General features: G+C 65.4%; 2 protein-coding genes (1 of these 2 running past the window's edge). Both read right to left on the bottom strand.

From position 1 onward, the window contains the following. Positions 1 to 120 precede the first annotated feature (120 nt). Positions 121 to 3,375, bottom strand: coding sequence for an Ig-like domain-containing protein (locus tag QZ648_RS16810; RefSeq protein ID WP_366144176.1), 3,255 nt, complete (start codon positions 3,373 to 3,375; stop codon positions 121 to 123). Between the two features lie 2,119 nt (positions 3,376 to 5,494). Continuing rightward, positions 5,495 to 25,588, bottom strand: the 3' portion of a protein-coding gene (locus QZ648_RS16805; RefSeq protein ID WP_291997733.1) for a CARDB domain-containing protein. The gene runs 13,791 nt beyond the window's last position; the window shows 20,094 of its 33,885 coding nt (coding positions 13,792-33,885); its start codon lies off the right edge, out of view; the stop codon is at positions 5,495 to 5,497.

The following is a 25,588-nucleotide window of genomic DNA, read 5'->3' as shown; positions in this document are numbered from 1 at the left end:
CCGGCGCACTCGAACAAACCCTCGACGGTTCATGACTTTCATGATCGGGGTAGGGGTGGTCTGCGCGTGTCATGACCGTTTGTCGGCAGCACGCCCGCGAGACTGCGCTCGAAGCTGTGTTCATGCCGACGGCGTTACTGGCGGAGCGGCCTCCAGCGTCACCTGTAAGCGGCTGTTTGGACTGATGGTCCTACTCGCGAGTTGGGTGACGAAGGATGTCTTCCAGTTGTCGCGCCGGTTGCGTGGGTCGTCGCTGCCGATCGCGAAGCCGGCGAAGTTTGCGCCGAAGTCGATTTGCGGTGGGCTTTGCCCCGGCGCCGGCTGCTCCGGCCACGCCTGCGGCGCCGCAAAGGTCAAGGGCAGGCGGGTCGGCAGCCTTGGAACCTCTGGCCATGGGAGGCCATTCATCCTTTGGCCGATCTTCGATGCATCCCAAAAAGTGATTCGTTTGTCGGCATCGATGTCGGCAAGCAGGAGTGGATCGATCCGGGACCAGGCGGCAAATCCATCGTCTGTCCCAGTCGCAGTGCGCTGAATTAGCGTCACATCAGCCCATTCCCAGGTACCGTTGCCGTTGCTGTCACCGACGTAGCCGACCACGTGCTGGCCGTCGCGGTCGACGCCGGCCAGGGACTGCGCGTTGATCGACACCTGCTGGATATCGAGTATCTGCTGCGCGCCGTACGGGGCCGTCGCCGGTACGCTGGCGACGAGGTCGAGCAGCGTGACCGTGCCGGCGGCGATGGCCGTTTCCGACGCGATGCTCACCCGGAGCTCGCCGGCGACTGAGCGGTCGATCGCCAGCAAAGCGTCCGCGGCCAGGCCGGAACCCGGGAGCGCAGCGCTGATTACCAGCAGCGATGGATCGAAACGGATGACGAAGCTCAAGCGCCGCACCTCACCCGGGCTGAGCAGCGTCAGCGGAAGATGTTTGCCGGCAGCCGGCACATTGACCGCCTGGCCGGGTCCGCGCATGAAGTGGGGCAGCGAGAGCTGTGTTGTTGGCAGGGCGTCGAGAGAAAACGAGGCCTGGTAATCGTCGCCAGCGACGCCGTCAGCGTTGCCGTCGAGAGTGCTCCATACGCCGCGAAACGCCTGCGGCCCGCTCGTCAGCGTCAGTTGGTAGGTGTCGGGGTGGAGACCGCCGCCGCCGATCAGGTAGCGCAACCCTCGGTAGTCGGCGTCGATGACCAGGGATCCATTGATTACCCCGGTGCTGCCTGTGAGAAGGATGTCAGTCGTACGGAGACCGGTGAGCAGCGAGTCGTAGAGCTTGATCTGACTGGCGTCGAAGACGTTGTTGAAACGCACCGCAAAGCCGCCGTAATCGTAGCTGAACGAACTGACTTGCAAGGGGAGTGGTAGCACGGCCACGGCCAGCGGTTCGAGAGTATAGCTGCCATCCTCGTCCATGGCGCTGGCGCGAATACGGACTTCGCCGAGTATTCCCGTGTAGCGGTGGCTGACCTGGCCAGGGTTGCCGGCGATGTCCACAATGTCGACGACCTGACCATCGCCCCAGTCGATTCGCCAGCTGTCGATGCGGTCGTCGCCCGGATCGCTGCTGCTCAGGGTGAGCGTGAAGTCCTCGCCAGTGTAGGTCGCCTGCAGACCACTGGCGCTCAGCGTCGGCGCCACGTTGAGCACGTTCAGCGTGAAGTGAGTGCTCGCTGATTCACCCGCCGTATCGCTGACGCGCACGCAGAAATAGTGGTTGGCGTCGCCGTCTCTCGCTTGCCAGTCGATGCTCCCGGTGGTCGGGTCTATCGTCGCTCCGGCCGGCGCGGCATCGAGGGAATATCGCAGGATATCGCCAGTGTCGACGTCGCTTCCGGAAGCGTTGGCGGTGAAGTGCTGGCCTTCGAGCAGCGTGAGCCCGCTGGTTGGGGCGATCTCGGCCAGTGTCGGCGCGTCGTTGACTGGCGTGACGATCAGGCGGACGGTCGCGAGATTCGATTCGACACCGTCGCTGAGCAGCCGATAGGTGAAGCGATCGTCGCCGTGCCAATCCGCGTGCGGGCGGTAGGTGATGCTGCCATCGGCGTTGGCGGCAACATCGCCATGCGCAGGGCCGTCGATGAGGATGGGGACGAGCGCGGGGACGATGCCGTTCGTTTCGCCGCCGGGGTTGTTGCCCAGGTCCCTGCCCAAATCGTTGCCGAGGACGTCGATGGTCACCGGCGTGTCTTCGGCCGTGGTAGCGACATCGTCGCGGGCTTCAATGCTATGGCCGCCGCCGAGATGAAGGTCGCGGATGCTGACCTGGCTGCTGGCGGCAGCCGCGTCGCGCCCAAAGCCGATCAGGTCGAAGCTCAGGTTGACTGCGGTACCCGTCGCGATGCCGGTCAGGTCGACGACGACCGACAGGCTGCCGTCGGCGTTGCGGAGCGTCGTGACACCGGCGGCCTTGTGCTCGCTGCCATCGGCTTGCAGGTTGAGGATCGCGTCGTTGTCAGCCAGGCCGGTGCCTCCCATCAGTGACAGGCCGGTACTGGCGTCGATCAGCGCCACTTCGAAGGCGTCGTCGGGGGCTGCGTCCACGTCGTCCAGCGCGATATCGGCCAAGGTGAAGGACAGGGTTCGATCATTGGCGCCGAGCACAAAGGCCTGGTTGAGGCGGGTTTGCGAGGTGGCCGTTTCCTTGAGCGTCGCGAACCCCGGCACGAAGACGACTTTGCCGCTCGTGGACCACCAGTCAGCGCCGTCGATGAAAGCGGGGTCAAGCAGGGTGGGGTTGGCCACGATACTGAATTGTGTGAGCGTCGCGTTGAGCCTGTCGCCGGTCGGGTCGCTTGGCTCCGGCGGGCGTAGGCGGCCAAGCCGCAGGGAGCCGACGCTACGGCTCAGCGGCAGCGGTGCGCCGGGCGGTGTAGAGGGATCGTACGGCAGGGGTGCGGAGTCCGTGCCGGCGAGAAGGCCGCGCAGGGCGATGAGTTCGGTGGAAGAGGGCAGGCGGCGGACGCTCGGCAGGAGGGTCGAGGCCATCAGGCCGTGGCTGTCGGCGGTGTGGTCCAGTCCCACGGCGTGGCCGTATTCATGGAGCAGAACGGTGAGCAGATCCATCCTGCCTTCGGCTTCCGAGCCCGGCTTGGCGATCCACTCGAATGGGTTGCTGGTGGGGAGGAATTCGGCGTTGTCGGACGGGGTGGGGTCTATGAACCAGCCGTAGCCGGCGGCGGTGGGGGAGAGGGTGATTGTTGCGTCGTGCCATTCGCCCGTGGTTTGCCCGATGACTGTTCCTGTAAGATCGCTGAAGCTTAGGATGGGGGCGCTCCTTGCAGCATTAGATCCGTGATGGGTAACATTGTTGGCCACTGAGCTGGTATTACGCACGTTGTAAAAGATGCGCCATTCGCTTTTTTCGCAGTGTTGCATATATACTCTTTTATAGTTTTCGTAGTCATTATGTGTTTGGGTTGAAATATCTAGGACCTTTATAAAATAAACTACTTTTACATTCTTTCCGCCAATATTAACCAAGACGGTGGCTTCGTCGTTACCAGTGTAGCCGGCTTGAGGTAAGTATTGAAACCGGAATCCGTCTCTTATTAATATTTCTCCGTGTTGTGGTTGTTTAAGTATTTGAACCTTTGCTGCCTCGATGTCCGCTTGCAAATTGCCGTCGAAACGAGCTTCGGGAAATATTTGTCCGCCACTATCTTTTGGGTAAATATCGCGGCCGTTAGAAAACGGGGAGTCGCCCTCGGGTTGCATTCGTTCAAGCGTAGGTGATACAAGGCAGACACCTATTGTTCCATGTAGCAATTCCGGAGCAGTGGCTTCATTTTTTTGTTGTCGTTCAATAGATGTGTTTTGCTTGCCGATGTCATTTGTTGGGGCGTATGGCATTTCTGCTATTAACATCGTTAATTCTCCCAGAAAGTTATCGCCGTGATATTGCGATCCCTCTAGCAAAGATTGCGCTCCAGTTCCAGGTTCGCCCGTGGGCAATGCTTCATTATAAGGAAGCAAATTTACAGTGACCGGCCCAGTTTTTTGAGGTGCACGCATATTCAGTGAAAACCCAAACTTCCTGTTGTAGGTTCTTTCGTTATTGACAGTAATCCCCAATGCGCTCAGGGCGGTTTTTATGTTGCCGAAGCTGTTTTCATCGTACATAAAACTGTTGATGCGATTCAGTATTTCTTGTCTTGCGTCTCTTGCAGGCTGTGTTGGATTTCCGTTGATGCCAGAGTGGACTTCCCGAAAATTCTGCAGGTCATTTTGATCCGTGTTGTCTATTCGTTGATTTAGGTCATTCCAGGCTGACCCATATCTCCAATACCACGCTCCAACGTCGGCAGCTAGTTGCAAATCAGACGATATTAAAGCATAGTCGGCGATTAAATCATAAGTACTCCCGACAACGGTGTTTAAACTAGGTACTTGCCGTTGTACGTAAGGCCTGTAACTTCGATCGGGGCCGCGGGTTAGTTGAAGTGCTGCAACCGTTCCACCTTGCGTTGCAAGGGTGTAGTTACTTCGGCCAGTAAGATGGAGAAGTCCGCGTCCCCTGAAGTTCGAGCCGTCATGTGTGTTTGGGATGTTTCCATTGCGGTTAGAGTACTGCCGATCAAGGTCCGCCGCCGTCGCAGCTTCTGAAAGCCATCCGCTTTCATACATCCATTGCAGCCGACCAGTTTCTTCGTAGACGTTCGCCAAAAATGCGGCAATCCTCTTTGGGGTATTGATCTCGAAGGTCTTCAGTGCTTCATTAATAGGAGCCACCCACTGGGCCATTCTTTCAGCGTTTGAGTCCATGATCGCCGCCAGAGACTCGGGCGTAAGTTTGGCTCCAATGCCACCACCGTGAGTACCCAAACCACCGAGTAGCAAATTGTCGCTGTTAATCAAACCTCCAGCCGATGTCCCATCGCCAAACAGTGCTCGTTGAATTATCAGCTGCTCGTCAGCGGTTTTTCCAGAATGTATCTGCTGCACTTGCTCATCCAGCGATCCATTGCCGTTTATGGCGTCTGTTCGGACAGACGCATATACGGCTAGGAAGTCTCGCAAGGCTGCCGTTTGGTTATTAGTTCCTTGGTCGTTAATTAACGGATCTTGCGGGTTGGTAACGCCGTGGCGTCGATTGGGGTTTTGAAGAAGATCTGACAATGCAAGCGCATTTGTGTAGTTCCACGTGCCGGTGTTCAAGGCATCCGTTATTCCGCCGTTATCGGCTCGTAGGCCGAACAGCCATTCGTTTCCGTCAATCGCGGTCTGGTTGGGCAGCGAAACATACTGCACATTAATCCCGAGATTGAGCATTGTACCCAGGGAGCTGGTACCGTTGAACCACAGCGCATACGGCCTTCCTTGCGCCGTCGCGGCATTCTGCGCGGAAAGCATAAGGTCATAGATCCAGCTGGTGCCCATTGCCTTAGTGGGCTGCGTCTGGTCGGTCTGGTCCTCCCAGCCGATGAGCTGATGCTTTCCTGACGGGAAAAAATTCAGCCAGTGCGGTGCGTTGTAGGCGTTCAGCCAAGCGGCATCATCATTTGATAGCGTGATTGGCGGCAGTGGCTTGGTGGTCGTCTTGTTTTTTCCCTTTACCTTGATTGTTTCGGTAACGGTGGAGATGTAGTCGGTCTTTCCCTCGACGATTTGCGTAAATTGCCTCAATACGATGTGCTCTGCGTTGTCTATTGCGCCGTTGACCGTGATTTCTCCCGTGTTTTCCACCGCGGACAGGCCAAATCCGAGGTACTTCAATCGTTGCTCGACACGCCAGACATCGAGAAGGTCGTTCTTGGCGCCTTTCTCCGCGCTGAGGCCGGCCACGCCTGCGAACGGGGTGGTACCCAGGATTGTTCAGCGGCCTGTCGCCGAAGAACACGGTGTCAGCTGTTCGCGTGTAGTCGACCACACGCAGTTTCAGCAGCAGGCGTTTTTCAGGATTGTCCTTGTCATAGCCCTTTATCGTGATCGTGACGTCGCCAGCAAGCAGCGCCTTGCCTTGGCGCAGGCGATCGACATCAATCGACGGCGCGAGGAAGATGATGCCGTTCTCTTTCAGCGCCTTTTTGCCGCCGTCGGTAGTGATCGTTTGCAGTCCCTGGTAGGCCTCCCTGGTCGCCGCTTCCGCCGCCGTATATCCAGCCTCGCGCTCGGCGGTGAGCAGGAAACCTTTGCTGTCCTTGACCAGGGTCGCGGCTCCGCCGATTTCGATGTTGTCCCAGTTGATGTTGAGATCTGAGTCCTTCAGGTCGGCGAGCGTGCTGGGGTATTGGTCACGGATGAGCTTGAAGAGGTCTATGCGGGCGATGTCGCCGTAGTTGATCGCGGGGACTTTGCCGTCCTTGTCCGGTTCGATGGTGGTCTTGAGGAACTGGCCACCATCGACGGGTGCACTGAACTCGACGGTGTCGGGTTTGAGGAGTTGGCTGGTGGCCATTCCGTAGACCCAGCCGGAAGTCAGTTGCGGGCTGTCGGCGAGATCGAGTTTGCTGGGCGTCACGACCTGGGTGGTGACGCCATCGACGCGCTCGCGATCGATCGGCAGAGGCCGCGGCGTGGCTTGTCTGGTGAGTGAATTGCGTTCCGCAGCGGCGATCAGCGACTCCAGGTCCCAGACCAGCAGGCCGCTCGGTGGCGGCGGTTCGCCGATCGTTGGCCAGTAGCGGATATCGGCCCATAGTGTCTTGCCGGCGTCGATGAGTTGCAAGCGCGAGAAGTTGGCGTCGATGATCGGCGAGGTCGCGCCCAGGTATTCCGGGGTCGCGCTGAAGGGATTCTTGACGATGCCGATCTTGCCGCCCTTTTGCGTGAGGGCGTTCTGCGGGTCGTCCAGGGCGTAGAGCGGGTCGACGAAGTCGAAGAAGTAGTCGGCGACCAGGGCGTATTCGGCGCCGTTGCGCGTCACGATTACCGCTGGCGATTGTGCGCGCTGGATATTCAGTTGGTAGTTGCCGTCGAGGCGGCTCATGCCGGGCAGGGCGCCGGACATCGCGATTTGTTTGAAGACCGGCGTTCCTTGCAGTCTCCCCAAGTCGCTCAGTTGGACGGTGACTGTGGCCAGTCCCGCGTTGAGGTCGAAAGCGTCGCTGAGCAGCAGGCGCAGCGTGTTGTCCTTTATGCCCGCGGAAGAAATGTACTGTGGTCCCTTGCCTTCCCGTGTCGGGAAATCGACTTGCAGGAAAGCGGCGGCGTGGGTGGCAGTGAGACGGCCCCTGCTTGCCAGCAGTTGGTCGAGGTCAAGAATGAAGACGTTGCCGCTGTCTGGCTGACTGCGCGCAATGGCAACGCCGACGCTTTGCTGGCTGGCCGTCACCGCCAGGTAGCTATGCGCGCCGTGGGTGAGCGCCATGTCGATATAGCCGTAGGGCGCATTCTGCCCACTCACTGTCGCGGGTAGCTCGATCTGCTGGATTGCCAGAAAATCGGCAGCGCTTTCGTCGATGTTGACGCGCAGGAGACGATAGCTGCCCGTCGGCTCGTATGCGCCGCCCTCGGCGACGTAGAGCCACTGCCCGGAAACGGCGAGACTGCTGACGTTGGCCGTGCCGACGCTGAAGGTCGTTGCCGCCGTCATGGTGGCGGTGTCGATGACGTGGATATTGCCGTGCGCGCCGGCGACGAAGAGCAGACGGTTATCGAGGCTGAAGGCGATCTGGTCGGTCTTGCTGCCGCCGCCGACGATGGGCTTGCCGCTGGCGTCCAGATAGGGGATTTCATTGACGATCTGGCCGTCCCTGAAAATCTCGATCTTGTTGGCGAGGGTGACGACACTGAAGTCGGTCTGCCCTTCGAGGGTGACGCTGCCCGGCTCGCCGTTGGCCAGCCAGCGGCTTGCACCGGGGAGGCTCGGGTCGACGGTTTGCAGCAGGCGTTGTACGGTGAGCCTGTGTAGGCCGAGGGCAAGCTGCGCCGGGAACTCGACTTCGACGGTCATGCTGCTTGCTCCGGGGGCGACCGCCGCGAGTTCGATCAGCTGCTGCCATAGACGCATGCCTTCGCGCCTGGCTTGACTGTCGGTATCCCAGGCGCTGGAACTCGCTTTGCCCTGCGCATCGATGCTCAGCTGCTCCGGCGAGACCCACAGGCGCAAGGCCGTTTCCTGTGCCGCCATTCCGGGCACGGCTGCCGCCTGGAGATTCTCCAGGGTCAGCTGCAGCTTCCCGGAAGCGAGCATTTTGACGTCGCTGATGCGCGGCGAGGGGGTGGCATCAAGGGGGCCCGATCCGCTCGCGCCGGGTGTGGCGATGGTCAGCGTGAGTTCGCCGTTGGCGAGGCTTTTCTGAAGCGGGACGACCTGGTAAACGCCGCCATAATCGAGCTTGATGGCGTAGATTTCCGACATGCCGGCGAAGAGGCCGATCAGGTTCGTTGCTCCTCCGGCGCCCGACAAGCCGCCACTCGCCAGGTCGCCGGCCATCGAAATCGCCAGCGAATTGGTGGTCAGGGCAAAGACGTTGAGGCCGTTGCCGCGCACTGTGACCGCACCGGTTTGATGGTCGCTGCGGGTCTTCACCAGGATGAGATCGCCGGAACCGCTGACGCCGCTGTACGGCGGGCTGGCGGTGCGGGCGACGAGATGGCCTTGCGCGTCAGTGCCGACGAAGCCGTTGTCAAGCAGCCACCATTTGTCCTGCATGGCGCCAGTGAGGTCGGGGGCGGTGCCGCGGCGCAGAAACAGGACTTCGTCACCGACTTCGACGCCGGCCTCGTCTTGCAGCGTGATCGCCAGTTGCACCGGCACGCGGGTTGCCTGCTCGCCGAGTTCGAGACGGAAGGCCGCGAGGGTCTGCAGGATTTCCGCTTCGGGTGCGGCCATTCCCGTTTCGGCGAGTAGATTGGCGACGCCGATGCGTCGTATCGAGACCACCGCATCGTCCCGCAATGCCCCCGCGCCGATCATCACCGTTTCGCCAGTCGCCGCCTGCACGACCCCGCCCTGCTCGGCGGCGATGGTGATGCCGGCCGGGGTGGCGGTGCTCGGGTCGTCGTCGGTCAGTGCGGCGGCTTGCACGCGCAGGCGGATGTCGCTCTGGCCGATGACCTGTTCGCTGACGCCCCCGTAGGGATCGACGACGCTGGCCAGGTGGACGATCGAAATGTTGACCTCGCCAGCCTGCAGGGCAGTGATCAGGCCGTCTTCGCTGAGCGTGGCGATACTGGCGTCGGAGACGAGGTAGCGGGTGCCGCTGTACACCGGCGGGGTCGCCGGGATGAGGATTTCGAAGCTCTCTCCGCTGTCCGGGTCGACGTAGTTCTCCAGGGTTTCCGGTGTGCCGGCGAAGATGGTCTGGCTAGGTGTGTGGATGTCGATCGACTGATCGCCGTTCGGGTCGAGCAGGCGAACTTTCAACTGCCGTGTGTCGCCCGGCATGAGGGTGAGCGTGCCGGGATAGACGTCGGGCTCGATGGGCGGGCTTTCTTCGCCGGCATCAGCACTTTGGCTCTGGCTTTCGCTTGCGTCGTCGCCGCTGTCGGGGTCGAAGGGCAGCGGCGCGGCGCGCACATTGAGCGCCGCGGCGGTCTGGATCAGGCGCCCATCGCTGTCCACGCGCTGCAGCATGAGCAGCGTCGGGCCGACGCCGGTGGCGTGGACCAGGTCGTGGGCATCGTCGACCAGCACGGGGCTGGGCAGGCTGCCGCCCAGGCCGGCGAGGTCGGCGGCGCTGAGGGTGAGATAGGTGGGGTCGGTGATGGCAACGGACTGTTCGTCCGCGAAATCGGCGCTCGCCTGGAGGCGGGCGAACTGGCCACTGACCAGCGCCGGCAATGGCGCGAGATGGATTTGCAGCAATCTTGCGCCGCTGACGTCGATGGTCAGCTCGATGGGTGCGCCGGCGGCAAAGCCGTCGTCGGCCTGCAGGGTCAGCGTCGCTGCGCCGCTGTAGCCGGCTTCCGGGGTGAAGCTGACTTCCTCGCCGTTGGCTTCGAGTCTGGCGCTGCCATGGGTGCTGGCGAGAATGCGCCAGAAGAGTGTGTCGCCTTCGAGGTCTTCGGCGATATTGCTCAGGGCGCTGCGCGTGGCCAGGCCGGTGTGCGTCCTGAGTGCCGCGGAAGCGGCTGCGCTCGCCGCCGGCGCCTGCTTGGCCCTGAAGCCGGTATTGGCGTAGAGGATCTGGCGATCGGTGCTGCCGATCTGGCCGTCGCCGTCGATATCGGCCAGTGGGTCTTCGCTTGTGGCGGCTTGTTCCCAGGCCTGGCTGTCCGTAGCGTCGACCTGGCCGTCGCGGTTGAGGTCACCGGCGACGCTGATGCGCAGTTGTGCGGCGCCGCTGCCGGTGAGGCGAATGAGCTTGGTGCCGGCTTCGCTGACGCGCAAGAGGCGGGTGACTTTTCCGTCCACGGTGGTACTGGCGATGATCTGGGCGCCGCCGACTTCGAACTGGCCGTCGGCGGGAAGCCGCGTTTCCAGCGCCAGGATCACGGCGCCCGCGGCGCCCGGGCTGTGGATCGTCGAGGCGATTTCACTTTCGCGCACACTGAAGGCGAGCTGGGCCGCCTGATCGGCATCGAGCTCGCCGCTCCAGGTGCTGGCCTTGCCGCTGGCCCAGTTCACTACCGCACCAAGATTCGCGGTGATGGGGTCGGTTAGCACCTGCCCGGCAGCATCGTAGGCAATCGCCGTGCCGAAATCGCTATCCTCGAGATGGCGGACGAGGATCAAGCGACCGCCGCTGTCGTAGCGGTAGGCAATGGCGGTTTGGCCACCCCTGCCGTCAGGAGCGGTGATGCGCACGATGCGGCCGGCCTTGTCGCGCTGGAAGTCCACCCGTTGCGTGAAGCCCTCGGCGCCACTCGCGCTGAAGTCATCGCTGACCGCCACGATGCCGGCGTCCGAAAGCAGCCAGGATTGGCCGTCAGTGAAGCTGATGCTGTGGATCGTCCCTTGTGCGTCGAGGGTGTAGCGCGTGCCGTCCGGCGCCGTCAGGGTATAGGCGCCGGGCACCCATGGCAGGCCGCTATCACGCTCGTAGAGTCGCTCGCCCTGGCGCTGGAGATTGTCGGCGCCGCTGCGCTCGCCGTCGGCGTGCGCCTGCAGCGTCCAGCCCCGGTCGCTGCTGAAGGACGGCTGCCAGACTTGCGCTGCGCCGGCTTCGCTACCCAGGCGCTCGCTTTGTGCGCCGAGGATGAAGGATAGCTGCGTCAGGCCGGCGTCGGCGTCGGCGAGATCGGTCGGGACCGTCAGCCAGACGCGCGCGCCCAGCGACCACGGTGCAATGGCCCCATTGGCCAGCGCTGTTGTCTGGTCGCTGCGGAGCTGGCTGGCGAGCAGCGCCAGCGTCCAGTTGCCGAAGTCGCTGCGCTGGTCTGCCGGCGTGTCGCCGTTCGCTTCGCGCCAGTGGCGAACGAGTGCCAGGGTGTGGCCGGCCAGGGTCAGCGTGGCGTCGGCCTGGCTATGACTGGCGAAAGTCTTGGCGGTGCTGTCGATGATCAGGGTGGCGGCGATTTCGCTGCTGCGGCCAGCGAGGTCCCAGGCACTCAGGCGCAGCTGATAGAGGCCGTTGTCGAAGCGTCGCGGATCGAGCGTCGCCAGCGCCAGGGTCTGTGCGACGCTGCTCGCGGGCGTTTCGGCCTCGGCCAGCGTTTGCCAGCGATTGCTGCCGACCGCGGCGAGTTGCAGCCGCCAGCCCATGAGCTGTGTTTCGGCGAACTGTGCGGTCAGGGCGGTGCTTGCCGGCACTTCGTGCGGCTGGGCATTGGCGCTGGCGCCGGTGAGTGCGCCGCTCCACGCGAGTTGCGGCGCGGCGGTATCGGCCGGGTCTTTGACGCGCAGGGTCTGCGTGTGGGTGGCGCTGAAGCCGTCGCGGTCGGTGGCCACGACGCGCATTTCGATCAGTCCGGGCTGGCTGGCGCTGAGCCTGATGCGTCCGGCACTATCCAGGGCAACGTCGTGCCAGATTTCGGGGCCGCTTTCGGGACCGCTTTCGGAGCCCATTAGCGGGCCGATTGCCGCGCCGCGTACGGCTACCGCGAGTTCTGCGATGCCGCTCCAGGCGTCGGCGCGCACGCTTGCCAGGATTGTCTGCCCGGGCAGTGCGGGCGTGCTCGGCGTTGTCGAGACCAGGATCGTGGGCGCGTTGGCAGCCGCTTCGGCGACGACGCGCAGCGTGAATACCGTTGACGCCGTCCCGTTGCGCGCCTGGCCGTCCTTGACCGTGGCGCTGACCGTGAAGTCACCGATCTGTCCGGCGCCGGGTGTCCAGACGAGGTGCCGGCTGTCGGCGTCGTAGCGCGCACCTTCCGGAAGGCCGCTGAAACTGATCGCCAGCGCTGCAGTCTGGGTGCTGCCGTCGGCGTCGCCGAGCGCGATACCCTTGCTCGCGCCGCCGCCGCCACTGAATACGACGGGGAGGCTCAACGTATCGCCGATCACCACGGCGTGATTGCTGGCGCTGATCTGCGGTCGCCGATTGACGTCGAAAACGCGTATCTGGACGCTCTGCGTGGTTGTCGAGTTGTCGGCCCCGCGGCCGTCGTTGGCGCGGAAGGTCAGGGTGTGCGAGCGGCTGTCGCCGCTACTGTTGTCGACGACATCCTCCGGCGTCCATTCGAAGCGGCCATTGCCGGCGTTGAACGAGACGCCGGCCGGCGTTTCCTGGTCATACACCAGGCTCAGTTGCACGGCGTCGCGATCGGGGTCGGCGGCGACGACGGTGAAAGCCAGCGTCTCGCCTTCGTTGATCAGTTGCAGTGGCATTGGCGGGATGCGTGGTGCCTGGTTGGCGTTGGCGACGATGATCTCAAAGTCGCGGCTGAACGTGGCCATGCCGTCGCTGGCGGTGACGCTGAAGCGCCAATGTCCGGCCTGCATCGCGGTGGGTTCGGGGTCGCTAGCGTCTTGTGCAGCGAAGAGATCGGGCGTCCAGTCGAAGGCTGCGCGATTGCCGTCGGCGCTGAAGCGCATGCCGCGCGGCAGGCCGGCGACGCGCCAGTGCAGCGCATCGGCGTCGCTGTCCTGCGCGAAAACTTCGAGAGCCAGTGGCTGCCCTTCACGAGCGTCGATTCGCAGCGCGGTGGATTCGCCGGCTGCGCTGCTGTCGTCAACGAGCGGCTGCCCGTTGGCCAGGACGGCGAGCAACTCGGGCGCCGCGTTTTCCGAGCGCACGATGATGCGCAGGGTATGCCGGCTGACGTTGGGCAGCGGGTGTTCCGGGTAGCTGAAGCTGCCGTCCTGCGGCGGCAGGCCGCTGTCGGTGAGGATCAACTCGACATCGCGGCTGCCCAGGTCGTCGGCAGTCGGCGTCCAGCGCAGCGTTGCCTGCCCGTACTGGCTGGCCGGAATCAGCTCGGCGCCGAGGGGCAGGCCCGTGCTCGTCCAGCTCAGCGGGTCCTGATCGAGATCGCTGGCGATGATGGCCACCGCCAGCGGCTGGCCGACCAGCGCGACCACCTGGCGCGGCGCGGCGATCAGCGGTGCTTCGCTGACGCTGCGCACGCTGAGGACGAAGGAGCGCGCTGCGCTGAGCCGCTGCGTGGCGGCGCCATCACCGTCGTCGCTGGCGGTGATGGTGAGCGTGTAGTCGCCGCGGTCGCCGGCGCCAGGGGCGAAGCGGATGGCGCCGCGCAGTGGCGCACTGGATGGGTCAGCTTCCGGGCCAGTGGCGGCCGGGGGCAACTGCGTATAGGTCGCGAAGCGCGGCAAGCCGCTGATCTCGATGGCGATTGGATTGCCGTCGACGTCGCCGACGCTGAAGGGGATCTCGAGCACGCCGCCAGCGTCGACGAAGGCATTGCCGAGGTCACCGATCTGCGGCGCGCGGTTGGCGTTGCTGACGACGATCGGCAGCGTCATCTGGCTGAGCGCCGGAGTTCCGGTGCCGTCGCCGTCGTCGGTCGCCGTGACGACGACGCTGTAGCTGCCGGCCTGCGTGTAAGCCGGTGTCCACAGGATTTCCATAGTTTCGGCATCGAAGCTGGCACCGGCCGGCAGGCCGCTGAGCTGGTAGCTGAGCGTCGGTGCACTGCTTTCCGGGCCGCTCGCTTCGCCGCCGGGGTGCCTGCGGATGCGCGGCTCGAAGGCCGGGTTGTCGGGGTCGAAGGCGAAAACGCTGATGCGTAGCGGCTGGCCTTCGAGGACTCGCCAGGTTTCCGGTGCGGCGAAGAGGGGTGCGCCGTTGGCGTTGGCGACGTCCAGGACGAGCTCGCGGCCGAGCACGCTGTGCTTCGTTTCTCCGGCGAGAGTCGTCCAGGTGGCGACGATACTGAGCGGGACGCGATAAATACCCTGCTGGTCGAAACCCGGGGTCCACGCGAACCAGCCGCTCTGGGCGTCGAGCGTCGCACCGCCCGGCAGCCAACGCGCGCCGTACTCGAGGCTGAGTGTCGTGCCGTCGGCCTGGGCGCGGCCGGCGATCATCCCGGGTACGCTGGCGGCCAGTTGCAGCGCCCAGGCCTCGCCCTCGCGCAGCGATTGCGTGGCAACGGCGGCCAGCACGGGTGGCGCGTAGGCCTGTTCGACGGTGATCGTGAACGCGCTGCTGGACGTCCGCTTGCCGTCGCTGGCGATGACCGTGACGGCCTCCCAGACACCGGCCTGATCGTAGTCTGGCGTCCAGCGGAGGACAGCACTGGCGGCGTCGAATACGGCGCCGTAGGGCAGATTGCGTATCGCCAGGGTCAGGCGGTCGCCCTCGGCGTCGGTGGCGAGCAAGGGCAGCGACAGCGTTTCACCTTCGCCGATGCTGAGGTCGTAAGTGCCCTCGATCACCGGTGCACGGTTGCCGCCAATGACCGGCAGCGAGAACTCGCGCAGCGCGACGCCGCCGCGGCTGTCCTCGACGCGCACCACGATTTTGCTGCTGGCGTCGGCGCTGGCGGCTGGCGTCCAGGCCAGGGTGGCGGTCGCCTGCGCAGCTTGCTCGGAGGAGGTGGTCTCGGCCGCTGTTGTCAGCGTGACGCCGGGCGGCGCTTCGACGAGCTGCCACCAGAAGCGCGTGCCGTCGGTGTCGCTCGCTTCAAGCCTTACGCTCCATTCCTCGCCGACCCTTGCCGGCGGTAATTGCTCGCTGTCGAGCCAGTCGGCGACCGCCAGGACTGGCGGTAGATTGTCCTGCGGGAAAGCGTAGACGCCGTGCCCAAGATTCGTTTTGAGCAGCTCGACCAGGCCGGCGCGCGGCGCAAGTTCGCTACCTGGCGTGACGCGCACGGTCTGGCCGGCGATCGTCGCGCCGACGGCGAGGCGGCCGCCAAGCGTCTGCAGCGCGGCGCTGAGGTCGATGGTCCACAGCGCGGAGCGTTGCAAGCTTGCAGCGGCCTCGGCTGGCGCGGCTTGAGCATCGCCGGCAGCTTGGGCGCCGACGATGGCGTCGGCGAAATAGTGGCCGGCGTCGAGCAGCAGAAGCAGCGGCCCTCTGATGTCGTCACTGCCGATATTGGTGACGCTGACCTCGTAGCTGATTTCACCGCTGGCGCGGTTGGCGCGGGTATTGCTGAAATTCAGCTGCAGCCGGCTGCTCATGTCGGCGAGAGCAGTGAAGCGGCTCGCATAGGCGTTTTGCAGCGGTGTCTCGGCGGCGCTCTGCAGACTGGCTGCAATGTCGATCTGGTACTCGCCGGCGCTGAGGCCGCTGATTTCCAGCCAGGCGCTGCGGCTCTGCGCATCCCAGCGGACGGCTTGTGGCTGCCGCAGCACACCTGCTGCAGCGGACTCCGCGCCCAGCGCACTCAAGGGAGTGAGCGTGTAGTTGGCCGGGTTGAGGACGCTGCGGGCGTCTGCTGCAACGGCGCCGTCAGCCGTCGTCCCCAGCCACATCGCCTGGTCGAAGACGACGCCGATGTGCGTGAGCGGCAGCGGCACCAGCGCGCCGTCGGGAACCGTGATGGCCTGAACGAGTGGTGCCCGATGCCGCGAGATTTCGTCGATGCCGGTCGTTTGCGCGACCAGGAGGCGGCCGTCAGCGGTGGCGACGACGCTCTCGCCACGGCTGCCGCCGCTGGCGACCTGTAGCGCTCGCCGGCTGTCGAGTTCGATCATCCACAGCGGTGACTGCTGCGGCGTACTCGTGGTGCCGGCGCCAACTGCGCGCTGGCGGAGGTTGCTGGAGGCGAACAGCAGCCCGTCGAGGGCGCTGCCGACGGCGCCGAAGGCGATGCGGTCGACCACGCCGGCGAGACGGTATTCGAGCTCGGCCCGGCCAGCCGAGCGGCCGTCGAGCGGGAAGCTGACGATCTCGCTGCTGGCTTGCAGTTGCGCGCCAGCGATTTCGCCGCCGCTCCATTTGACGCCCCACAGGCGGCCGTCGGCAGAGAAAGCCAGGTCACCGACGCGCTGACTGCTGAAGTGCTGCCAGGCGCGGGCGCGATCGCTGGCGTTGGGGTCGAAGATCTCGATGCCATTGCCCGAAGAAATGTAGATCTTGCCGCTGCTCGGGTCGATGGCCAGGGCGTGCGTCAGCGGATAACCGCCCGGGCCACGCTGACGTTCGATGATCTGGCCGCTGGCGGCGTCGAGCTGCAAGAGTTCGGCGCCGGTCGTCAGCCAAAGCTGGCCGAAGCGATCGATGGCCATGTCGAGGATCGGCGCATCGAGGGTGAGCAGTGGCGTTAGGTCGGAGGCGGTAGTGTTTACGGCATCCGTGGTGGTGGGGCCACCATTTCTGGCCAAGTGGAACATCTGGTTGCGCTCGGCGCCGGCGCTGGCCAGGAAGCTGTGATCCGGCAGCTCGACCAGCGCTTGCGCGCCAATGTCGGCGTCGCTGGCGGCGTAACCGGCGGCAAAGCCGCGCAGGCTGAAGGGCGCGAGTACGGAACGCAGATCGCTGCTCTGGCTGCTCGCGACATGCCCGGGCAGTAGCCGTGCCGCTTCGGCAAAAAGGGCGTTGCTGGGGTAGCTGCGGTCGATCGCCGCCAGCGGCAGTTCGGCAGTTTGCGCCAGCGACTCGTTGACGCCGATGGCGTCGAGAATCTCCTGTCGCGCGCCGTCGTCGGGCAGCACGGCCCTGGCCACCGACGCCGCCTCGCGATTGCCGGCGCGGTCGGTGGCGACAGCGAGGAATTCATAGCGCTTGCCGGCGCTGCCGGTGAAAATCGCCTGGCCGATCGTCGGCTCGACCTGGCGTTGCCAAATGCGGAACTCGCCGCCATCTTCGGCCACATAGACGGTCACCGACTTGACGCCACTGGCAGCGCCGGCACTGGCTGTGCCGCCACTATCATCACCATTGTCACCACTGCCCGCAGCAAGCACCGTGTCATCGGCCTGCCAGCGCACATCGAAGAGCGGTGCGTCTTGCGCGCTGTCGCCGAGTGCGGTCACCGCCAGCGTCGTGCGCGGTGCGTCGGCGTCGAGCTTGACAAGGTTGCGCTCGCTGTCGATTGGCGGTGCCTGGTCGATGAACAGGCGCGCGATGCTCACAATATCGACGCCGGAAGCTGCGCTGTCGCTGGCGCTGACCGTGTAGCTCAGCGAAGCGCGCTGTGGTGCGCTGCTGTCGCTCGGCTCGCCCGCCGCTGCGGCGAGCAGGCCACGGCTGGCGTCGTGCAGGACTTCGCCGCTCTGCGGGTCGATGGCCTGCAGCAGCCAGGTGGCGGTACGCGTGGCGACGTCGATGCCGGCGCTGACGCGCAGCACAAAGCCTTTGCTGCCGCTGAAATCGAAGTCGCCCTGGAAGCTCGCCTTGCCGGCCGGCAGATGCACATTGATGTCGCCGAGCTTGAGATCACCGAGCCGGAAAGAGCGCGCGTCGAGGCTGGCGTCGAGCTGCGTCAGCAGGCGCATTTGCCCCGCCGGCGCGCCGCCCGGCGTGCTGAAATCAAGGGCGTAAGGCAGCGGCGTCGCGCCGGGGACATAGCTGTTACCGTCGCTGCCAAGCGCCGCTTGCGGGCCACGCACGCTGAGCAGGGCAGCACTGGCTGCAGACTCGCTGGCGGCCTGCTGCAGGTAGCGCGTCAGGTCGAGCGCCTGCCCGGGGACCGGCTTGAAGTCGGCGTCGAGCACGCCGATGTGACGCAGATATTCCAGCTCGCCAAGGCCGCCGGCAAAGACGTTGAAGTTGATGAAGTGCGTTGCCTGCGACGCCTGTCGGTCGTAGTCGGCACGCTCGGCCGTTACCGGCACCGGGATTTCGACGAAGCCGGCGAGCGATTGCCGGTATTCGTCGTAGTCGACCGGGGCGGCCGTGGCCTCGGGATCGCCGGCGAAAGCGGCGGTGTCGCCATACCAATTCTGGACCGTCGCAAAAAAGCCGAGCAGGTCGCCCTGGGTGCGATAGGCGTCGCCGCCGTGGGCGAGCAGGATGCCGCTGGCCAGCGTGCTGTTCAGGCTGACAACCTTGGGGTGGCTGCGGATCGGTGGCGCTTCGTCGAGCGGGCGCAGCAAGCCGGCCGCTTCGAGGGCGCCAAGCCAGCCGGCGATCCACTGCGTGGGGTCGGCGGCGAGCGCCGCGAGACTGGCGGGGGCGGCCGCGTCGGCGAGGATTGCGGCGCGCAGCCTGGTGGCGTGCACGACCTGCTCGGCGACGAATTCGTCGCGCGTCAGCGGCGTTGCGGCGCCGCTGATGTCGAAGCGGAAGGGCATGGCCAGCTGTTCGATTTTGAGCAGGTGTTCGTCGGGGTTCCTGGCAAGGAACTTCTGCGCCAGTCCTTCGGCAATGCGCTCGAGGTCCTGCACGCCGCCGTCGAGCAGTCCCTGCTCTTTCCACTCCGGGCGCAGCGCATAGAGTTTGTCGCGCAGGCCGTCGAAGTCGTAGGCCAGCCATTCGGCGAGGCCGGGATAGGTCTGCACGTTGAAGCTCATGCCGACGTAGCCGCCGGCTGCCACATCGAGGGCGTAGCCGGGCAGCAGGTTGATGCCGTCGGTATTGAGCGCACCATCGAGGCTGGCCCAGGGAATGTCCGGGCGGCTTGTGCCGCTGGTCGGCGTCGGGCCGTAAGTCTGGGTGTTGCCGGCCGCGTCCAGGCTGACGCCGTCGGGGCGGCCGCCGACATTGCTGCCGACTACCAGGTAGGGTAGGGCGATGCCGTTGAGCACTTCGTCGCTGTAACCCATTTCCGGGACGCCGAGGTCGAAGCGCACGTACGGTGTGTCGACGTTGCTCAGGCTCTGCAGCGAGACGCTGTACAGGCCGTTTTCACCAGGAGTCAGGGTGCGCGGGCCGCCGATGCCGATGGTCACGTCGGCCTCGATGGCGCGCTCGACCAGGAAGCGCTGCGCTTCGGTAACGCGCTGGCCATCGGGATTGATGACGCTCAGATCGTAGAGCCCGAGCGGCACGCCGTGCAGGTCGAAGACCGCCCGGATGTGCGTCGCGTCGAGTACCTGCCAGCGTTCGGGTTCGACTTCATGGACTCCCGGTCGCGTCAGCTTGACGAGGGCGCCGGGCTTGAAGTGGGCACCTTCGATGTCGACGCTGACCCAGCGGTGCGCGCTGTTGCCGCTGTCGTCGCTGTTGTCCTGCTCGCCGCCACCGCCCTGGTCGGGGCTGATGTGCGTGATCGACAGCGGCAACAGGTCGGCGCGCAGGGTCACCGGCGTGTTGGCGGCGCCCTGCCGTGAGCGCAGCAGCAGGTAATAGTCGCCGGCCTGCGTGCTCGGCAGCCAGACTTCCTGATCGGCTGCCAGTGGCCGCTCGTAGGCGGCATCGAAAGCGTAGCCGCTGGGCACCTCGCCGTAGCGCAGATAGAGTTCGTTGCTGCCATCGTCGGCATCGGCACCCGTATCGGCAATGAGGCTGACGCGCAGCGTTTCGCCGGCGGCGACGGCGACTTTGTAGAGACGCGCCTGGCCTGGCGAGAGGGTGGTTTGCAGCGGCGTGCCGATCTGCATTGCGGGGACGCTGACCTGCAGCGTGCCACCCGAAGCGCTACGGTTGTTGGCTTCGCCGGGCGGCAGGCTGAGGCCCGTCGCCGCGCTATAGCTGATGCTGCCTTCGAAGACTTCGTTGTACAGGTCGGGGCGGACGATGAGCCGCCAGTTGCCGTCCTTGAGTGGCGGCAGCGAGGCGCTCAGCGTGCCGTCGTAGCTGGCGTTGGCGGCCAGGCCGCTGGCACCGCTGTCGTGATCGAGCTTGCCGAGCAACTGATCGCCGAGGTCCCATTCGTTGTCGGCCGAGAGGTAAATGGCATCGGTCCAGCGTCCCCAGGCGGGATTGCTCGACTGGTTGCTGATGCTGAAATCGATACGGATCGGCTCGCCGACGCCAGCGCTGCCCGGCATGACAAGGTTGGTGACGACCAGATCGGCCGGCGGCGGGACCTCGATCAGCAGCGGCTGCACGGCGGCCAGCGCGTTGTTCTGCTCGCCGCCGAACTCGCGCAGCCTGCCGAATTCGCCGCCGCCCCAGGCGTTTGCCGGGTCGCTGATGACGAAGACGTACCACGGGCCTTCCATTTGCTGCGGCGCAGTGAGCACCCGCGTGGCGTCGTAGCTGGCAGCAGCGGCGAGGCCGCCGGAATGCTCGAGGTAGCCGAGATAGCGGTCCTGCCTGATGTCCAGGTAGCGGTCGCGGGACAGGTAAACCAGGTCGTACCAGCGGCCCTGGTCGCCTGGCGTGTCGCCGCCGGCATTGACGACGCGGTAGCTGACGCTGAAATCCTGGCCGGCGACGACCCGCTCCGGGGCGAGCACTTCAACGAGCTGCAGGTCGGGCGGCGTGGCCAGGCTGATCGACAGCGGCGTCGCTGCCAGGTTGTTGCCTTCGGCAGCGAATTCGAGAACCGTTCCGGCGGCGTCGCCAAAGCGAGCCAGCGGCGGCAAGTCTGCACGGATGCTGCTGGTTCCGCTGGAGTAAGGGTCGGCAAAGATCGCGGTGTCGGTGCTGACCAGGATGTGGAAATCGCCGCTGATCGATGCCGGCAGCGCGGTGGTGATTGACGCGGTATAGGACTCGCCAGGGCGCAGGGTTTTCGGCTGGCCCTTGTCGTTCAGTTGCACGGCGTAGGTCTGCAGCGCGTGGTCAGCGTAATCGAGCGAGGCGTCGCGTGACAGGTAGATGCCGTCGACCCAGCTGCTGCGGCGCGTTTCGCGGTTGCCGCGATTGCTTACCGTCCAGCTGATCGTCAGGGGCTGCCCGGAGAAGGCTTCGCTTTGACCTTCGGCCAGCGCCAGGGCGATGTTGTCGATCTGCAGATCCGGCTCGCGATAACTGATGGTGAGCGTGCCGCGGCCGAGGTTGTTGTCGTTGCGCGGGCCTTCGAAGACGCTGCCCGGCGCCTGGTTTGCACCGCCATACCAGGCGCTGCTGCCGGCGAGGCTGCCTCCGGACGACAACTCCAGGCGCGCCCGGCGCCGGCTCGGGTCGCCGCTGTCGCTTTCGGCGTCGGTAATCACGTAGACGTAGTACTCGCCGTCGGCACCGACCGGCAAACGCAGCCTTGCCGTGGCGGTATAGCTGGCGTTGCTGGCGAGACCGCCGACGTTGGCGTGTACGACGCTGCCCAGCGGGATCGCCCTTGCGGCGATGAACGAGGGGTCGCGGCTGAGGTAGAGGCTGTCCACCCAGCTGCGCGTTCCCGACCACACCGGGCCACCGAAGTTGGTGACGGTCCAGGTCAGCGTCGTTTCTTCGCCCGAGAAGTGCGGCGCATTGTTGGCATCGTCGGCATCGCCCCCATCGCCCCCATCGTCAGGCTGCGCGCTTACCGCGGTGACCCGCAGGTCGGCGGCTTCGGCCTCGAGTTGCGAAGCAGTGGCGCGGGCGTTGTTGCCGTCGTCCGACTCGGCGACGCGCTTGCCGCTATCGCTGCGCAGGATCAGGAAGCGCCCCTTGATCCACGGCGCGAGTTGCAGCGTCTGGCTGACGCTGTAGCCTTCGCCGAAGCCCAGGCTGCGCGTCTGGGCATAGTCGGCGAGGTGCCAGACTTCGCTTGCCGTCTGCCAGTCGGCGCTGTCGGCCAGGTAGACCGAATCGGTCCAGCTGCCGTCGAAGGCGTCGCCGCGGTTCTCGACGCGGTAGCTGAAGCTGTAGCTCGCGCCGATGGCCACCGTCGCCGGCGCCACGAGTTCGCTGACCTGCAGGTCCGGCGGTGTCGTTCCGAGCACGCTGATTGCTCGCGCCTGGTAGTTGTTGTTGTCGATCTGGCTCGGGTCGTCGGCGTTGATGTTCGTCGCCAGCGTGTCTTCGAGAATCACGTCGTAGGTGTCGCTCCAGACGCTCAGGAAGTATTCGCCCGAGGGCAGCGCGTCGGGCAAGCTGACGCGGACGCTGGCGAGGTAGCTGTCGCCGACGCCGAGATGCCCGACGTGGCTGAAGGAGCCGAGCAGGAGGTCGCCCTTGTGGGCACCCGGGCGGAGTTTGTCGCGCGCCAGCCAGACCGTATCGGTCCAGCGATCGAGCGCCGCCGAGTCGCCGCGCGTCATCGCGCTGCCATGGTTGCTGACCTGATAGCGGACTTCGATACTGGCGCCGTGCACCGCCTGGTCCGGGGCGACGACGGCGCTGCTGACCAGGTCGGCAAAAGGCACGGCCGTGACCGTGAAGTGGGCGGCATAGGCGTTGTTGGCGTCGTTCGGATACTCGTCGAGCTTGAAGCTGCCGTCGGCGACGACGATCAGAAAGGCGTCGCCGCGCAGGCGGATCGGGATGTCGAGCAGCGCCGTTTCGCTGGCGTAGCTTTCGCCGGGCGCCAGCGCGCCAGCGTTGGCCATTTCACCGAGCAGCCGATCGTCGCCGCTGAGCGTGCCGTCGAGCGACAGGTAAATTTTGTCGGTCCAGCGGCCGTTGGCCAGCGCCGCGCCGAAGTTGCCGATCGTGAAGCGGATGGCGGTTGCCGTGCCGGCGGTGATCTGCTCGGGGACGATGACGCTGGTGACACGCAGGTCGGGTCGCGCGTTGACCCCGATAGCCGTCGTTGCGGCGGCGAGCAGGCTGTTGTTGTTGCGCGCTTCGCCGTGTTCGTAGATTTGCTCGCCGCTGGCGTTACTTTCGCCGAGCCTGGCGTTGGTGATGAGCTTGAGCCGGTAGAGGCCTTCGACTTTCGTCGGCAGGCGCAGTTGCTCGGTGCGCGTATAGCGCGTTCCGGCGGCCAGGCTGCGCTGGTGGCTGAAGCTGCCGAGGGCGATGGGCTGGCCGCTGCCGCTGGCCGGCAGCAGCCAGACACTGTCCACCCAGCTGCCATTGGCGTCGGCGTCGCCCTGGTTGACGACGCTCCACGAGACGTCGATCAGCGCGCCTTCCTGTGCGCTGGCCGGGGCGACGAGGCTCTCGACCTGCAGGTCGGGTGAGCGCGAGAGTTCGACCGGCAGCGGCAGCGAGTGGCCGCTGTTGTTGTCGGTGAAGACGAACTCGAAGGGGCCGCCGGTGCGCACGTTGAGGTAGTGCGTGCCGCTGATACCCTCCGGCAGGACGACTTCGAGACTGCGAGCGTAGCGGGCGCCAACCGCGAGCTGGCCGATGTGGCGGGCCGGGCCAAACTGCGCGACGAGGCCACTGCCGTCGGCGTTGCGGCTGAGCCAGACCTGGTCCGACCACTCGCTGCTGTCGGTGCTGCCGATGCCGTCATTGAACACCTCCCAGCTCACTGTCAGCGGCCGCCCGCTGGCGGCGAGGCCGGCGCTGGTCACCGCAGCGATCTGCAGGTCGGCGTAGGCGACGGGCATTACGTCGAGCGGGTGTTCGAGGTACGCAATATTGTTCGCTTCGGCGTGATTCTCGAAGACTTCATTGCCCGCATCACTGACGACGAAGAGCCGGAAACGGCCGCTGCTGCGCGCCGCGAGCGGGATGTCTTCGCTGCGGCTGTACGACTCGCCTGCCGCCAGCGCGCCGTCGTGGCGGTAGTCGCCGATGAGCAGGTCGTCGGCATTGCCGAGGATGTCGTCACGCGAGAGCAGCACGCGATCGCTCCAGCTGCTGAAACGGCCGGCACCCGTGCCCTGGTTGCTGACCGTCCACGCCACTGTGAGCCTTGCCGGGTCGGCGATCAGCGTTTGCGGCGCACTGACTGCGCTCACCGCCAGATCGGCGTAGGGCGAGAGCTCGATCTGCAGCGACGCGGTCGAGCGATTGTTGCTGCGCTGGCCGTCGCCGATGGCATTGCCGGCGTCGCTGACGACGATCAGGTCGTAGGCGCCGGAGAAGTCCAGCGGCACGACGATGTCGGCCACCGCGTCGTAGCTGGTGCCGCTCGCCAGCGGGCCCTGGCGGACGATCTCGGCGAGTCGCTGCGCTGGCGCCGAGCCATCCGTAGGCGCCAGGAAGACCTGGTCGCTCCAGCTGCCGAGGGCGACACCGCCGGCGTTGCGCACCTGCCATTCGACGTGCAGTACGGCGCCCGAGGAGAGCAGCGGCGCTGGGTCGGAAACGTGCACCGACAGATCGACACGGGCGACCCGCAGGGTGTCGCTGGCGCGTGCCAGATTGTTGTTTTCGGCGCCGCGCTCGTAGACGCTGTCGTCGCTGTCGGTCTTGACCAGCCAGCGCCATTCGCCGTCGGGCAGCGATGTCGGCAGGGTGAAGCTGGCGCTGCGCGTGACCCTGTCGCCGGCGGCCAGCACGGCGCTGTTGAAGACACTGGCCACTTCCCGCGGCATGCCGGCGCTGTCTTCGAGGAAAATCCGGTCGCGCCAGGCGCCGCTGCTCGGTGCCGCCCCGCTGTTGCTCAGGGTGTAGCTGACGCTGGCCAGATCTCCCGGTCGCAGGGCGTTGGGGCCGAGTACGTCGCTGACCGTCAGGTCGGGCGTCGGTGTCAGGCGGATGGCCAGGGCGGCGGCGCTCGCGGCGCTGTTGTTGCTACTGCGGCCGCCTTCGTTGACGCGACGATTGGCGTTGGTTTCGACGAGCACGAAGTAATCACCGTCGAGATCGCGCGGCAGGATCAGCGTCGCCTGGCCGCGATAGTCCTCTCCCGGCCCAAGTGCACCGCTGTGCACCAGTGAGCCGGCGACGACCAGGTCATCGTTGCTCACGCTCGTGTCGGTGGAGAGCACGAGGCGATCGTTCCAATCTGCGCGGTCGGTGGTCGCGTTGCCGAGGTTGCGCACCTGCCAGCTGATCGACACTTCTTCGCCACTACGCGCCATGCTCGGCGTGTCGACGCTGACGACAGTCAGATCGACCATCGGCGTGATCAGCTCGAAAGGCAGGGCGCTGCTGAAGTTGTCCGCAGCCGGGTCGGGCTCGGCTTCCCTGGCGCTGTCGGTACGGATGCCCAGGGTGTAAGCACCGGCGCTGCGCAGCGGCACCCTGACCGAGGCACTTTGCGTGTAGCTCTCGCCGACGCGCAGGCCACCCTCGCGTCGGACATTGCCGATCACCAGGTCGTCGCCATTGCCGATGAGCGCGTCCGTACTGAGAATGATCTGGTCGTTCCAGCCGCCGTCGGCGTCCACCGTGCCGCGGTTGGCGACGCTCCAGCTGACTTCGGCGAGTTCTCCGCCGACGCTGCCCGGTGGCGCATTGGCGGCTTCGACGCGCAGGTCGGGATAGTCCCTGCTGGCCGAGTAGAACGTGACGCCGGCGCTGTTGTTGTCTTCGGCGTCGCCTTGCGGGTTGTGCTCGAAGACGGCGCCGACCCCGGTCTGACTCTGATCGGTGGTGAGCGTGATTGCGAAGCGGCCGCTGCCCTGGTGCCCCTGCGGCAGGGTGAAGTTGAAGTGGCGCTGGCGTGGCTCTCCGGGCTGCAGTGGGCCAGCGGGCTGTCCATCGACCATGCTCAGCGGATCGAAGGCCAGATGCGTATCGAGGATGACGACATCGGT

The organism is Candidatus Accumulibacter sp. ACC012, assembly GCF_907163155.1.
GTDB lineage: Bacteria > Pseudomonadota > Gammaproteobacteria > Burkholderiales > Rhodocyclaceae > Accumulibacter > Accumulibacter delftensis.
Note: the sequence above shows the minus strand (reverse complement) of the source record. Positions and strands in the feature narration are given on the sequence as shown.

Coding starts and splice junctions, on each gene's coding strand:
- QZ648_RS16810 (WP_366144176.1), bottom strand. CDS start 3,375: ATGCAACACTGCGAAAAAAGCGAATGGCGCATCTTTTACAACGTGCGT.